The organism is Melissospora conviva, assembly GCF_049523535.1.
In the GTDB taxonomy this organism is placed as follows: domain Bacteria; phylum Actinomycetota; class Actinomycetes; order Mycobacteriales; family Micromonosporaceae; genus Melissospora; species Melissospora conviva.
Window position 1 is genome coordinate 206,103 of sequence record NZ_JBLLDT010000005.1, and the last position, 12,387, is coordinate 218,489.

Below are 12,387 nucleotides of genomic sequence, written 5' to 3' on the forward strand. Positions count from 1 at the left end.
GGTGGTACTCCTGTCACTCGAAGAGTGAGTGCTTCGTGCCCGGGGGCTCGGCGCGGCGCCGGGCGGCGCGCCGACGCTGAATGATGATCAGATCCACGACCGCCACCGCCGCGAGCACGAAGAGCACGATCGCGAGCACGACCAGGTCGGCCCAGAGTGCCAGCACTCCGAAGACGGTGCAGATGACGAGTCCGAACGTCGCCAGCACCAGCCGTAGATTCAACGCGCTGTAAGGATGCCCTACCGTCCCTTTTGCCCCGCGGGGCTGCTGTCTCGCTGCCATCTGGGCGAACTACCCCAGGTGACTGCCGGTTAACCTGTCCGCTCCTCGGCCACTGAGCATGCCTACTCATCCCCCGATGCGGTGGTCACGGAAAACTGCACACATGATCCAACCGAGCCCGCACCCGCGGCAGGCCCCCCGGGTCGGCATCACCGCCGTCGGATCGAGCCTGCCGGAGACGGTGCTGACCAGCGAGCAACTCCAGCAGCGCCTCGCCGCCGAGAACGACCTGCGGCTGCCACCGGGCATGGTGACCCGGATGACCGGCATCATGCGCCGCCGCGTCGCCGCCGACGACGAGTACGCCTCGACGCTGGCCGTACGGGCCGCCCGGCAGGCGCTGGCCGCGGCGCGGCTGACCCCGGCCGATGTCGACCTGCTGCTCTTCGCCTCGGCCAGCAGGGACATGGTGGAGCCCGCGACCGCCCACATCGTCCAGGCCGAACTGGGCAGCCGGGCACACGCTCTGGACGTCACCAACGCCTGCAACAGCTTCCTCAACGGCATCGACCTGGCCCGTTCGCTGATCCTCGCCGGGCGGGCCCGGCGGGCGCTGGTGGTGACCGGTGAGACACCGACACGCTCCATGCGCCGGCGGGTCGGCAGCCTCGCCGAGGCCCGCGCCGCGTTCGCCGGTTTCACCTTCGGCGACGCGGGCGCAGCGGTCGTGCTGGAGGAGGTCGACACCGGCGGCATCGTCGACGTCGACACCGAGACCTTCTCGGAGCACTGGACGGTCGGCGGCATCCCCGGCGGCGGCTCCCGGCATCCGCGCGGCGACGAGCACACCTACTTCCAGGGCGACGGGCACGCGCTGCGCCGGGTCTTCGAAGAGGTCGGCGCCGACATCCTGTACCGGGTACGCACGCGCACCGGCTTCGGCTGGGACGACTACGCCAAGGTGCTGGTGCACCAGGTGACGCTCCCCTACCTGGAGCGCTTCGTGGAGGTGACCGGCGTACCGAAGGAGAAGCTCGAGGTGACGGTGACGGAGTTCGGCAACCTGGCCAGCGCCACGATCGGCCTGCAACTGGCCCGCATCGCCCCGTCGCTGCGCCGCGGCGACCGGGTGCTGATGGTCGGGCTCGGCGGCGGGATCAGCCTGATGACGATGGTCTGGGAGAAGTCGTGACCGCGCTCTGGGTGGTGGTGCCGGCGTACAACGAGCAGGCCCGGCTCGGTGACACCCTGGCGGCGCTGGCCGCGCAGACCGATCTCGACTTCACCCTGCTGGTGGTCGACAACGGCTCCACCGACGGCACCGCGCAGGTGGTCGGCGACTTCGCCGCCGGCGCGCCGATGCCGGTACGGCTGGTGCACGAACCACAGAAGGGCGTGGGCGCCGCGGTGGACACCGGTTTCCGGCACGCCGCCGCCGCGGGGGCGCGGCTGCTGCTGCGCACCGACGCCGACTGCCTGCCCCAGCCCGGCTGGGTCGCCGCCGGACGAGCCGCCTTCGGCGCGGGCGCCGAGATGGTCTGCGGCCGGCTGGTCGCCCGCCGCGACGAGCACGGTCCGCTCGGGCGCGCCGGTTTCCGGGTGGTGGTGGCGGTGGCGGCCTTCTTCGGTCGCTGGCGCCCGGCGCACCGCCGGCGGGAGTACCTGGTGCCGTACCGGATGCACGCGGGCAACAACATGGGCATCACCGCCGCGCTCTACGCCGCCTGCGGCGGGATGCCCCGGCGCCCCTCCCCCACCGACCGGACGTTCCTCAACCGGGTCCGCCGGGTCAGCGCGGCGATCCACCCGGTACGCGACATGGTGGTGGAGAACTCGACCCGGCGGCTGCGCGCGTACGGGCTGCGCCGCTCCGCCGGCTGGTATCTGGACCGCGGTGCCGGCCGGCTCACCCCGGATCCGCGCTGATGTTCGACGAACTGCACGCCACCCTGCGCCGCGACGCCGACCGTCCGGCCCTGCTCGGCGTCGCCCGCAGCGGCCGTCCCACGGTGATGCTGCGCCGCGGCGAACTCGCCGCCCTCGCCGACGGGTACGCCGTCGCGCTGCACCGGCAGGGGCTGCGCGCCGGTGACACGATCGGGGTCGCGGTGCTGCCCGGCGGACGGGCGCTGGCGCTGATGCTCGCCGCCGACCGGCTCGGTCTGCGCATCGCGGTGCTCGACCCGAGCGCCGGCGCCGACGTGCTGCGGGCCCGGTTGAAGCTGGCCGCCCCGGCGCTGGTCGTCGCCGACGCCGCCGCCCAGGCGGTGGCCGGCTGGGCGCGTCCGCTGGCCCGCCGTGCGCAGCTCGACCTGCCGCGCCTGGCCGAGCTGGGTCCGGTGCGCACGATCGGCCGCCGGCTGCCCGGCTGCGCCCCGGTGCTGGCGCCGGCGACCGGCCCGGTGCCGGCGCGGCACGACGGCGACACCGACGCGGTGGTCATCTTCACCTCCGGCACGACCAGCAGCCCACGGGCGGTGGTGCACCGCCGCAGTGGCCTCGCCGCCGGCATGCGGGCGGTCGCCGATCTGGTGCGGCCGCTGCCGGACCTGCCGGTGCTGGGCGGGATGTTCTTCGTGCTGGTGCCGGCGCTGGCCTGCGGCGCCCCGGTCGCCCGGCCGGCCCGCTCGGCCCGGCTGCTGGCCCGTCAGGCGGCCCGGCTCGTTCCACAGGCGACGTATCTGACCCCGCCGCAGGCCCGGGCGCTGCTGGCCGTATCGCCGCGACTGTCCGGCCGCTTCTACAGCGGCTCCGCGCCGGTCAGCGCGGAGCTGCTGACCCGCCTGCGCGCCGCGGGCGCCGAGCAGGCGTGGGGGGTCTACGCGCTGACCGAGCTCTTTCCCGCCGCGGCCGTGGAGTCCCGGGAGAAGTCGGCGTTCACCGGCGAGGGCGACCTCGTCGGCGCCCCACTGCCGGGGGTGCGGGCGGTGCTCGACGCCGACGGCAAGCTGCTGCTGGACGGCCCGGGCCGCGCCCACCGCTATCTCGGCGGCGACCCTTTCGAGCTGGTCGCCACCGGCGACATCGCCCGGTTCGACGGTACGCGGCTGGTGCTCGCCGGCCGTGCCAAGGACATGATCCTGCGGGCCGCCGAGAACATCTATCCCGGGCTCTACGAGCCGGCGCTGCACGTCCCCGGGGTGAACCTGGCGGTGCTGGTCGGCACACCGGCCGGCGACGGCGACGAGCGGCTGGTGGCCGTGGTGGAGCCGCAGCCGGGCGCCGATCCGGCGCGGTTGCGTGCCCGGCTCGCCCCGGTGCTCGCCGCGATGGGCGCCGGCCGCCCCGACGCGGTGCTCTTCGCCGAGGTGCCGACCGCCGGGCGGTCCCGCAAACCGGACCGGGCGGCCGCCGCCCGGCTCGCGGCCCGCCTGACGACCGGCGCGGCCGGCCTGAGCACGGATGCGGACGCGGCATGAGCGCCCTGGACGCGAGCGGCGTCGATCAGTGCGGGCACCGCGACCGGCCTCGCCGCGGCGGGCCGGCCCGGCGGCGGGACCGGCGCGTCTACCTGCGCAGCCACCCGGTGCTCTTCCCGCTGCTGGCGCTGCTGCGCCGGGCCCCGGTGCTGCGGCTGGGCCGCACGGTCGTCGTCAACGACCGCCAGGCCTGCGCCGACGCGCTGACCCGGGTGCCGCTGGACCGCACCGCCGCCGGCACCACCGGCGGCACGGCGAACCGGCTGGAGATCGACGGCACGCTCTTCGATCAGGCCGGCACGGCGCACCGGCAGACCCGGCGCCGGGTGGCCGACGGGCTCGGCGCCGCGGGGGTGGCCCGGCTCCGTCCGGTCTGGACGTCGCTGCTCGACCGCGAACTCGCACCGCTCGCCGACGGCGGCGAGGTGGAGATGGTGGCACTCGCGGCGCTGCTCGCCGGCGCGACGACCGCGGCGCTGCTGGAACTGGAGACCGATCCGGTCCGGCTGGCCCGTGCCGCGCGCGACGCCGCGGCGGCGACCGCCCACGAGCAGCTGCCCGGCCTGCCCCGCCCCGGCGCGGCCCGGTCGGCCCGCCGCGCCGCCGAGCGGCTCACCGCGCTGACCGCCGCCGGCGCGGACGGCCCGCTGGCGGCGATGCTGGCGGTGGCCGCGGTCAACACCACCGTCGCCGCGCTGCCCCGCGCCGTCGCCTGGTGCGCCGACGACGACCTGTGGTCCGCCGCCGCCGACGCGCGGCTGCGGCCGGCGCTGGTCACCGAGCTGCTGCGGGTCACCGCGCCGAGTCCGCTCTTTCCCCGGGTCGCCGCCGGCTCCGCCGAACTCGGCCGGGTCCGGGTACGCGCCGGCGACAAGCTGATCCTGGTGGCCCGGCACGCCGTGGACGCGCACCGGCGCGATCCCGACGCCACCGATCCGGCGCCGCCGCACGTCTCCCAACTGGTCTTCGGCGCGGGCTCCCACGCCTGCCCCGGCGCCCGGCTGGCCCGGGCCCAGCTCGACGATCTGCTGGCCGCCCTGGCGCCGTACCGGCCGGTGGTGGTGCGGGCCCGGGTCGACCGGCGGGCGGCGCTGCCGGGCTGGGCGACGCTGACCGTACGGGCGGTGCTGTGATGACCCTGGCGGGGCTGCGGGTCGCGGTGACCGGCGCGAGCGGCTTCTGCGGTGCGGAGGTGGCCCGGCGGGCTGCGGCGGCCGGTGCCGACGTGCGCTGCCTGGGGCGGCGCCCGGGTCCGGTGGGGCGGCACGTCCACTGGGACGCGGCAGCCGGGCCACCGGATCTGTCCGGAGTGGACGCGGTGCTGCACCTGGCCGCGGCGGTCGGTGATCCGGTGCCGGGCCACGTCATTGAGCGGGACTTCACCGCGGTCAACGTCGACGGGACCGCGCGGCTGCTCGACGCCCTCGGTGCCCGCCCGCTCGTCTGGGTGAGCAGCGCGAGCGTCTACGACCCCCGGGTCCGGGCACCGCGGCTCACCGAGGAGCACCCGATCGGCGGGCAGCTGACCGCGTACGGCCGGACGAAGGCGGCGGGCGAGGCCCTGGCGCTTCGATCGGGGGCGGTCGTACTGCGGCCCCGGGCGGTTTACGGGCGGGGCGACCCGCATCTGCTGCCCCGGCTGCTGCGGGCGGTCCGGGCCGGGCGGATCCTGCTGCCCGGCCCGGACGGCGAGCTGAGCCTGACGGCGGTGGAGAACCTCGCCGACGCCTGCCTGGCGGCGCTGGGGTGGCGTCCGGGGGCGTACAACATCACCGACGCGCGGCCCTACCGGCGCGACGAGACGATCCGGGCGGCGGCGCAGGCGGCGACCGGACGGGTCATCCGGGTCGGGCACGTGCCGGTGCCGCTGGCGTTCGCGGCCGCGACGGCCGTGACCCGGCTGTCCCGGCTGGCCGGTGCCGCGCCGGGGCTGACCCGCTACGCCGTCGACCAGGTGGCGCATCCGGTGGTGCTCTCGATCGAGCGGGCACTGGCTGCCGGCTACCGGCCGCGCCGCTGCTTCGCCGACTTCCTCACCGAAGGCGGGGCGCGCCCGGCCTGAGCCGACAGCGCCCGGCCACTGCGGCCGGACCGGACGCCGCCGGGCCCACCCGGGGCGACGCCCGGCCACTGCGGCCGGATCGCGGGCCGCCCGGCCACTGCGGCCGTCAGCCGGTGCGTCCGGTCCGGTAGTGGTCGCGGGCCCGCCGGGCAAGGTCGCGGGTGGCCGAGGAGTTGGCCCAGGTGCCGAGGATGACGGCCGCGCCGGGGACGACCTTGGCGAAGACCCGGTGGGCGGCGCGCAGGCCGGCCATCTGGGCGAGCTTGACGCCGAGCCGGGCGACGGAGACGCCGAGCCCGCCACGGCCCGCCATCTCGGCGAGCCGCCGCCGCCCCACCGCCACCCCGAGAGCCAGCCGGGCGCTCTGCGCCGCGCCGTGCACCTTCTGCAGCACCAGCAGGTCGGTGGCGCGGTCGGCGTGGGTGGGGTCGGCGCCGTAGGCGGCGGCGATGTGCAGCACCATGCGGCTCTGGGTCCAGGCGAGCACGCCCACGTCGGCCACCGCGCCGACGATCCCGGCGGCTCCGGAGACCGCGCCCGAGAGTCGGGCCCGGCGCAGGAAGCGGCCGACTGCCAGGTCGGCGAGCGCGTCGGGGGTGATCCCGGGGCGGGCGGCCCGCATGCGCGCCGCCCATTCGGCGGCCTCCGGGCCGAACCGGCGGACGGCCTCCAGCGCCAGGTGCTCCGGCGCGTACGTGGGATCGGCCTTCATCCGCGCCCAGAGGCCGTCGGGCGGGCCGGCGATCTCCAGCGCGTCGCCGGTCTCCGTGGCGTCGCCGGTCGTCACCTCACCGGCGTCGCCGGTGGACGCCGGGACCATGGTGGACGGGGCGGATTCGTCGCTGACGGGTTCGGGCATGGTCGCCTCCGTGCTCGTCGGCCGGCGCGAGGATTCGGCGCCAGGCGTGCCGCGGGAATACCCGCGTGCCGACGATGGCACACCCGTTCCACATCGTCCGGACGAGCCGGAGGCGGGCCGGACAGACGTGCGGCCCGCCTCCGGTTAGGGGACGGGCCGCACGTTGTCGCGGTAGGGGGATCAGTTCCAGCCGGGCACGATCGCGTCCACGACCTGGGTCGCCCGTGCCTCGTGCTTGGCGTAGTGGTCCGGGTAGGCCGAGACCTGGACCGCCTGCGCCGCCGCGGTCAGCCGCATCTGCTGCCAGCCGGGGACGCGCTGGAGCGCGTGCAGGAACTGCTGGGTGGCGTACGCCGGGTCCATCAGCTTGTGCACCGGGCCCCAGCCGGTGCTGGCCCGCTGCTGGAAGAGGCCGACGGAGTCGTGGTCCCAGCCGACGCCCTGGTTCGGGTGGTTGGTCGATTCCGGCACCACGCCGCTGGCCAGGTTGTAGAGGTTGCTCTCCTGCATGGCGGTGGCGACCGCGATGATCAGACCGCGCCGCTCCACGCCCATGTCCCGGCCGGTACGCACGATCGCCTTGGCGTTGTCCATCTGGGCGGCGGTCAGGCCGGCCACCGGGCCCGGGTCCACGACCTGCGGCTCGGGCTCGGGCTCCGGCTCCGGGGCGGGCTCCGTGGCCGGCTCGGAGCCGGCCAGGTCGGGGTCGCCGCCCTCTGCCGCCGGCGCGGTCGACTCGGGCGCCGCCGACTCGGGCGCGAGGGTGTCCGGCAGGCTGCGGTCCAGGCTGCGGTCGACGGCCCGCTCGGCCACCTCCCGCTCGCTGTAGGCCGCGAAGACATCCGGCTGGGCGGTATCGCCCGTCACCTCGGTGGAGGTCTGGGCGAACGAGGCGAGGCCGAGGCAGCAGATCGCGCCGGCGGCGATCGCCACCCGTGCCTTCTCCCCGTCGCCGAGGAGCTTCGGCACGCCGCGCAGGGCGGCGGCCATGCGGTTACCCGCCGTGGTGAGCCGGGTAAGGGCACGTGAAGGGTTCCGGTCGGTCAGGCCCTGCCGCGCTTGCTCCGGGTTGCCGGGGGCAGTTCGGCCAACCTGCTCGGACGAGGGGGCCTCATCCGAACGGCCAGTGGAGGCGGGGGCCAGCTGCTGGTCGTCGAGAGTGTGGTCGTCACGCATTCCACGAGGCTAGGTCCAGCCAGGCTGCGATTACACAGAGTGATCTCGTGCCTCTCGCCACATCTTTGCCTGATTAACCGGTCAGTCGAATCAGCTCGGGGGCGGCCCCGGGCAACCGGGACGGGCCCGGCTTTCCGGTAATTCACCCCGAATCAACACCAGACGGGATGATATCCCCGGGATTATCACTCGGCGCTGCATGATCGTCACCTTCCGCCGATCATCCGAGCCGCCCCGGGCCGATCGGCCGACCGTGTCGTCGGCCCCAGCGGGAGCACGCCATCGCGACCGGCAGGTGGGCGCACCCCTCGGCCCGGGCGCGACCCGCCGAGGCGATGCACCAAGATGTCGGGAGCGAGTCGCTGCCGGGCCCCGCCCGGGGCGACCGCCGCGCCCTGAAGGAGGTGTCGGATGCTCGATCCGCACGCACTGTACGAACTGACCGACGATGTGCCGGACCTGGGACAGCCGGTGCTGATCCACGCGCTCGCCGGCTTCGTCGACGCCGGTGCTGCCGCCCGCACCGCGCGGGAACAGCTGCTGCGCAGCCTCGAGACGAGGCCGATCGCCACCTTCGACCTGGACCAGATGTACGACTACCGGTCCCGCCGGCCGATGATGTCGTTCACCGAGGACCACTGGAGCGGCTATGACGCCCCGCAGCTGCGCCTGGACCTGCTGCACGACGATGCCGAAACCCGCTTCCTGCTGCTCAGCGGGCCCGAGCCGGACCTGCAGTGGGAACGCTTCGTCGCCGCCGTCTCGGCCCTGATCAGCCGCCTGGGCGTACGGCTGACCGTCGGCATCGGCGCCATTCCGATGGCGGTCCCGCACACCCGCCCCGTCGGTGTCACCGCCCACGCGACCCGGCCCGAGCTGATCGTGGGCCACGAGGCGTGGCTGCAGCGGGTACAGGTGCCGGCCAGCGCCGGGCACCTGCTCGAGTTCCGCCTCGGCGAGCAGGGTCGTGACGCGTTGGGGTTCTCCGCGCACGTGCCGCACTACGTGGCGCAGGGCGAGTACCCGGCCGCCGCCGAGAAGCTGCTCACCTCCGTCTCCCGCGCCACCGGGCTGATGCTGCCCACCGAGACACTGCGCGGCGAGGCCGAGGAGATGCGGGTCACCATCGACCAGCAGGTCGCCCAGTCCGACGAGGCCGCCACTCTCGTGCAGACCCTCGAGGAGCAGTACGACGCGTTCCTGCGCGGCCGTTCCAAGCCGAGCCTGCTGGCCGACGATGCCCGGCCGCTGCCCACCGCCGACGAACTCGCCGCCGAACTCGAACGCTTCCTCGCCGAGCAGAGCCCACCGCCGGGCGACACTCCCGCCGGCTGAGCGGCGCCGGCGGCGCCGATGAGGCACGCTGGAGCGATGCGCGTCGCCACCTGGAACGTCAACTCGATCAAGGCCCGGCTGCCCCGGCTGCTCGACTGGCTGGCAGCGACCGCGCCGGACGTGGTCTGCCTGCAGGAGACCAAGTGCGCCGAGGCGGCCTTCCCGCGGGCCGAGGTCGCCGCCCTGGGCTACGAGGTGGCCAGTCACGGCGACGGCCGGTGGAACGGCGTGGCGATCCTGTCCCGGGTCGGGCTGGAGGCCGTCCAGGCGGGCTTCGCCGACGAGCCCGGCTTCCCGGAACCCGAGGCCCGGTCGGTCGCCGCCACCTGCGGCGGGGTGCGGATCTGGTCGGTCTACGTGCCCAACGGCCGGATTCCGGACTCCCCGCACTTCGGCTACAAGCTGGCCTGGCTGGCCGGGCTGCGCGACGCGCTCGCCGCCGAGTGGGACGCCGACCGCCCGCTGGCGGTCTGCGGCGACTACAACGTCGCCCCCACCGACGCCGACGTCTGGGACCCGGCGCTGTTCACCGAGTCCACCCACGTCACCCCGCAGGAGCGGGCCGCCCTCGCGCGGCTGCGCGACCTCGGCCTGGTCGACGTCGTGCCGGTGCCGATGAAGGGGCCACACCCCTTCACCTACTGGGACTACCGGGCCGGGATGTTCCACCAGAACAAGGGCATGCGCATCGACCTGGTGTACGCCAACGCCGCCTTCGCCGACGCCGTACGGGGCGCCTACGTCGACCGCGAGGCCCGCAAGGGCAAGGGGCCCTCCGACCACGCGCCGATCGTGGTGGACCTGGAGCCGGTGTGAGGGCCGGTGCCGCGAGGCTAGGCTGACCACATGGCTGTCGTGAAGATCAACGCTATCGAGGTCCCCGCCGAGGCCGGCGCCGAGCTGGAGCGCCGCTTCGCCGCCCGCCAGGGCGCGGTGCAGAACTCCCCCGGCTTCCTCGGCTTCGAACTGCTGCGCCCCGTCGCCGGCGACACCCGCTACTTCGTCTACACCCGGTGGGAGAGCGAAGAGGCGTACCAGGCGTGGGCGAACGGCCCGGCGCGGGCCGCGCACGCCGGCACCGAGGGCGAGGCACCCCGCAAGCCGGTCGCCACCGGCGCGAGCCTGCTGGAGTTCGAGGTCGTCCAGCAGATCGGGCCGGCCTGATCCGATCGGACGGTCCGGTCACGGATCGCGACGACGGCCAGGCCGACCGGGTCCCGGCGTAGCAGTCGCCGGTCCGGTCACGGGTCGCGGCGGCCGACCAGGGAGGCGAAGGCGACGATGTTGTCGCGGTAGCCGATGCTGCCGCCGATCCACTCACCGCCGCAGGTGATCAGGCGCAGCCCGGGCCGGCTGAAGTCGCTGTAGACACGCTCGGCCGGCAGACCGTCCTTGGGGAAGTGCTCGACCGTCTCGACCTGGAAGACCACCACGCCCCGGTCGCCGCGGACGACCTCGATGCGGTCACCCCGGCGCAGCTGTGGCACTTCGTGAAAGACCGACGGACCCGTCCGGGTGTCGGCGTGACCCACGATGATCGCGGGTCCGTCCTGGCCCGGCGCGGGTCCGCGGTCGTACCAGCCGGTCTCCTCGTGCCGTTCCAGCGGCGGCACGGCGATGGAGTTGTCGGCCGCCAGCCCCACCGGGATCACCGGCGCGTCGACGCCGATGCGGGCGATGCTGATGCGTACCGGAGCACTCGCGCCACGGGCGTCGGCCGCCGTGTCGTCGCCGCCACCGAGCCGCCAGCCGGGCCAGTTCGCCGAGCGGCCGAGACCCGCGCCGGTGGAGAAGATGCCGAGAAAGACCAGGACGATCGCGAGCGGACCGATCCAGGAACGGCCGCGTTCGGGTGCCGCGGCGCGGCCGGGTCGGCTGCGTACGGGGGCCGACGCGCGGGCCATCAGCGCCCGGTCACCGCTGCAGGCCGCGGATCGGCCGGGGTGGGTGGGCGCGCAGCCAGGCGCCACCGAGTACCAGACCGGCGACGGTGCTGAGCAGCCCGACGAGCAGCAGCCAGCGCTGCGCCCCGGAGCCTTCCCCGCCACCGAAGCCGGTCGCCGGGCCCTGGGCGGGCTGCCCGGAGGCGAGCACCTGCAGCATTGTCGCGGCGTCGAGGCTGTCGGGGCAGTCGAGGCGCACCGAGTACATCCCGGGTTCGGTGGTCGCCGGCACCGCGGCCGCCGCGGTGAGCACGCCACCCTGCGGTTGCAGCGTCACCGTCCCGAAGGCGTCGGAGGTGACGGTCGCCGGGGCGGTGTTGGCACGACAACTGCCCTGGATGCCGACGAGTGAACCGGCCTGCACGGTGCCGGGGGTGACCCGTACCGAGATGTCGGCGGCGGCGGCCGGGGCGGCGCCGAACAACAGCAGCGCCACCGGGACGAGCGCGCCGACCAGGGGCCGGGCGTACTGCGCGGCTGCCCCCATGGTGCCTCCCGGCGATCGGCGTGCTGCGGCGTGATCTGCTCCGGTGACGGACCGCCAGGCGCACCTGCCGGCCTGCCGTACGGCTGTCATCCTCTCATCACCGGGCGTAGATCACATCGGTTTACCGGGTGCGGTCGCGTAGGCTCGTGGCGCTGTGAGCACCGTCGACGAACTCCCCTCGCCCGCCGAGCCCCGCCTGCCCGGCCCCATCCGCACCTTCCACCCGCGACGCGGACGGCTGACCGCCCGCCACCACGACGCGCTGGAGCGGCTCTGGCCGCGCTACGGGCTGGTCGTGCCCGCAGCGCCCGCGGCGGAGCTGGACTTCGTCGCGCTCTTCGGCCGACGGGCCCCGGTGGTGCTGGAGATCGGCTCCGGGATGGGCGACGCGACGGCGGCGATGGCGGCCGCCGATCCGGACCGCGACTACCTCGCGGTGGAGGTGCACACCCCCGGCGTGGCGAACCTGCTGGCGATGACCGAGCAGCAGGGGCTGGGCAACGTGCGCATCGCCCAGGGCGACGCGCTGGACCTGCTCCGCTTTGCGGTGGCGCCCGACAGTTTCGACGCCATCCACGTCTTCTTCCCCGACCCGTGGCCGAAGGCCCGCCACCACAAGCGCCGGCTGATCCAGCCCGCGCACGTGGCGCTGCTGCGCTCCCGGCTCACCCCCGGCGGGGTGCTGCACTGCGCGACCGACTGGGCCGAGTACGCCGAGGCGATGCACGAGACGCTCAGCGGTGATCCGGAACTGGTCAACACCGCCGACCGGTACGCGCCGCGCCCGGCGCACCGGCCGCTGACGAAGTTCGAACGGCGCGGCACCACCGCGGGTCACGACATCTTCGACCTGATCTTCCGGCGGCGCTGAGCGGCACACCCG

At 75.1% G+C, this 12,387-nt stretch carries 14 protein-coding genes; 9 read left to right on the forward strand and 5 right to left on the reverse strand.

Annotated features, from left to right (window positions below; translation table 11 throughout):
• Positions 1-13 precede the first annotated feature (13 nt).
• Entirely contained in the window at positions 14-283 is a 270-nt protein-coding gene (locus ACK8GG_RS14295; RefSeq protein ID WP_440350778.1) for a hypothetical protein, read from the reverse strand.
• Between the two features lie 103 nt (positions 284-386).
• On the opposite strand from ACK8GG_RS14295, the gene ACK8GG_RS14300 reads away from it, so the two are divergent.
• From ACK8GG_RS14300 to ACK8GG_RS14320, 5 genes are read left to right on the forward strand one after another with little or no spacing between them, the layout of a single operon-like run.
• Complete coding sequence (locus ACK8GG_RS14300) at positions 387-1,415, forward strand: 3-oxoacyl-ACP synthase III family protein (RefSeq protein WP_440356522.1); 1,029 nt, start codon at positions 387-389, stop codon at positions 1,413-1,415.
• The gene (locus ACK8GG_RS14305) at positions 1,412-2,149 is read left to right on the forward strand and encodes a glycosyltransferase (protein WP_440356523.1); all 738 of its coding nucleotides are present in this window, start codon (positions 1,412-1,414) and stop codon (positions 2,147-2,149) included. Before ACK8GG_RS14300 ends, ACK8GG_RS14305 begins: the two co-directional genes overlap by 4 nt.
• Positions 2,149-3,642 carry an AMP-binding protein gene (locus tag ACK8GG_RS14310; protein ID WP_440353751.1) on the forward strand — a complete coding sequence of 498 codons (1,494 nt, stop codon included), beginning with the start codon at positions 2,149-2,151 and terminating at the stop codon, positions 3,640-3,642. Before ACK8GG_RS14305 ends, ACK8GG_RS14310 begins: the two co-directional genes overlap by 1 nt.
• Positions 3,639-4,775, forward strand: a complete 1,137-nt coding sequence (locus ACK8GG_RS14315) for a cytochrome P450 family protein (protein WP_440353750.1) — start codon at positions 3,639-3,641, stop codon at positions 4,773-4,775. The genes ACK8GG_RS14310 and ACK8GG_RS14315 overlap by 4 nt, the downstream gene beginning before the upstream one ends.
• On the forward strand, positions 4,775-5,704 hold the full coding sequence (locus tag ACK8GG_RS14320) for an NAD-dependent epimerase/dehydratase family protein (RefSeq protein WP_440356524.1): 930 nt from the start codon (positions 4,775-4,777) through the stop codon (positions 5,702-5,704). The genes ACK8GG_RS14315 and ACK8GG_RS14320 overlap by 1 nt, the downstream gene beginning before the upstream one ends.
• Before the next feature lie 106 nt (positions 5,705-5,810).
• On the opposite strand, the gene ACK8GG_RS14325 is transcribed toward ACK8GG_RS14320, so the two are convergent.
• Positions 5,811-6,563, reverse strand: a complete 753-nt coding sequence (locus ACK8GG_RS14325; protein ID WP_440356525.1) for an EcsC family protein — start codon at positions 6,561-6,563, stop codon at positions 5,811-5,813.
• A 180-nt stretch (positions 6,564-6,743) separates the two neighbouring features.
• On the reverse strand, positions 6,744-7,553 hold the full coding sequence (locus ACK8GG_RS14330) for a peptidase M23 (RefSeq protein ID WP_440356526.1): 810 nt from the start codon (positions 7,551-7,553) through the stop codon (positions 6,744-6,746).
• A gap of 597 nt (positions 7,554-8,150) precedes the next feature.
• On the opposite strand from ACK8GG_RS14330, the gene ACK8GG_RS14335 reads away from it, so the two are divergent.
• Genes ACK8GG_RS14335 through ACK8GG_RS14345 form a run of 3 tightly spaced genes read left to right on the forward strand, consistent with a single transcriptional unit; the run spans position 8,151 to position 10,238 of the window.
• On the forward strand, positions 8,151-9,074 hold the full coding sequence (locus tag ACK8GG_RS14335) for a proteasome assembly chaperone family protein (protein WP_440353746.1): 924 nt from the start codon (positions 8,151-8,153) through the stop codon (positions 9,072-9,074).
• A gap of 36 nt (positions 9,075-9,110) precedes the next feature.
• A complete protein-coding gene (locus ACK8GG_RS14340; protein WP_440356527.1) occupies positions 9,111-9,890 on the forward strand; it encodes an exodeoxyribonuclease III in 780 nt (259 codons plus the stop codon).
• Between the two features lie 30 nt (positions 9,891-9,920).
• Positions 9,921-10,238, forward strand: coding sequence for an antibiotic biosynthesis monooxygenase family protein (locus ACK8GG_RS14345; protein ID WP_440350787.1), 318 nt, complete (start codon positions 9,921-9,923; stop codon positions 10,236-10,238).
• Positions 10,239-10,315: 77 nt separating this feature from the next.
• Here the strand turns inward: ACK8GG_RS14345 and ACK8GG_RS14350 are convergent, their stop codons facing one another.
• Together ACK8GG_RS14350 and ACK8GG_RS14355 are read right to left on the reverse strand one after the other, a co-directional pair.
• Positions 10,316-10,978 (reverse strand): class F sortase, encoded by a 663-nt coding sequence (locus tag ACK8GG_RS14350; RefSeq protein WP_440356528.1) that lies wholly within the window; start codon positions 10,976-10,978, stop codon positions 10,316-10,318.
• Between the two features lie 10 nt (positions 10,979-10,988).
• Positions 10,989-11,504 carry a hypothetical protein gene (locus ACK8GG_RS14355; protein ID WP_440353743.1) on the reverse strand — a complete coding sequence of 172 codons (516 nt, stop codon included), beginning with the start codon at positions 11,502-11,504 and terminating at the stop codon, positions 10,989-10,991.
• Positions 11,505-11,658: 154 nt separating this feature from the next.
• On the opposite strand from ACK8GG_RS14355, the gene trmB reads away from it, so the two are divergent.
• Complete coding sequence (gene trmB / locus ACK8GG_RS14360; RefSeq protein ID WP_440353742.1) at positions 11,659-12,375, forward strand: tRNA (guanosine(46)-N7)-methyltransferase TrmB; 717 nt, start codon at positions 11,659-11,661, stop codon at positions 12,373-12,375.
• Positions 12,376-12,387 lie beyond the last annotated feature (12 nt).

Excerpts from the sequence above, each read along its gene's own strand:
- ACK8GG_RS14330 (WP_440356526.1), bottom strand. The coding sequence starts at position 7,553 with ATGGCCGCCGCCCTGCGCGGCGTGCCGAAGCTCCTCGGCGACGGGGAG.
- ACK8GG_RS14300 (WP_440356522.1), top strand. The coding sequence starts at position 387 with ATGATCCAACCGAGCCCGCACCCGCGGCAGGCCCCCCGGGTCGGCATC.
- ACK8GG_RS14310 (WP_440353751.1), top strand. The coding sequence starts at position 2,149 with ATGTTCGACGAACTGCACGCCACCCTGCGCCGCGACGCCGACCGTCCG.
- ACK8GG_RS14350 (WP_440356528.1), bottom strand. The coding sequence starts at position 10,978 with ATGGCCCGCGCGTCGGCCCCCGTACGCAGCCGACCCGGCCGCGCCGCG.
- ACK8GG_RS14335 (WP_440353746.1), top strand. The coding sequence starts at position 8,151 with ATGCTCGATCCGCACGCACTGTACGAACTGACCGACGATGTGCCGGAC.
- ACK8GG_RS14295 (WP_440350778.1), bottom strand. The coding sequence starts at position 283 with ATGGCAGCGAGACAGCAGCCCCGCGGGGCAAAAGGGACGGTAGGGCAT.
- ACK8GG_RS14320 (WP_440356524.1), top strand. The coding sequence starts at position 4,775 with ATGACCCTGGCGGGGCTGCGGGTCGCGGTGACCGGCGCGAGCGGCTTC.
- ACK8GG_RS14355 (WP_440353743.1), bottom strand. The coding sequence starts at position 11,504 with ATGGGGGCAGCCGCGCAGTACGCCCGGCCCCTGGTCGGCGCGCTCGTC.
- ACK8GG_RS14325 (WP_440356525.1), bottom strand. The coding sequence starts at position 6,563 with ATGCCCGAACCCGTCAGCGACGAATCCGCCCCGTCCACCATGGTCCCG.
- ACK8GG_RS14340 (WP_440356527.1), top strand. The coding sequence starts at position 9,111 with ATGCGCGTCGCCACCTGGAACGTCAACTCGATCAAGGCCCGGCTGCCC.
- ACK8GG_RS14345 (WP_440350787.1), top strand. The coding sequence starts at position 9,921 with ATGGCTGTCGTGAAGATCAACGCTATCGAGGTCCCCGCCGAGGCCGGC.
- ACK8GG_RS14315 (WP_440353750.1), top strand. The coding sequence starts at position 3,639 with ATGAGCGCCCTGGACGCGAGCGGCGTCGATCAGTGCGGGCACCGCGAC.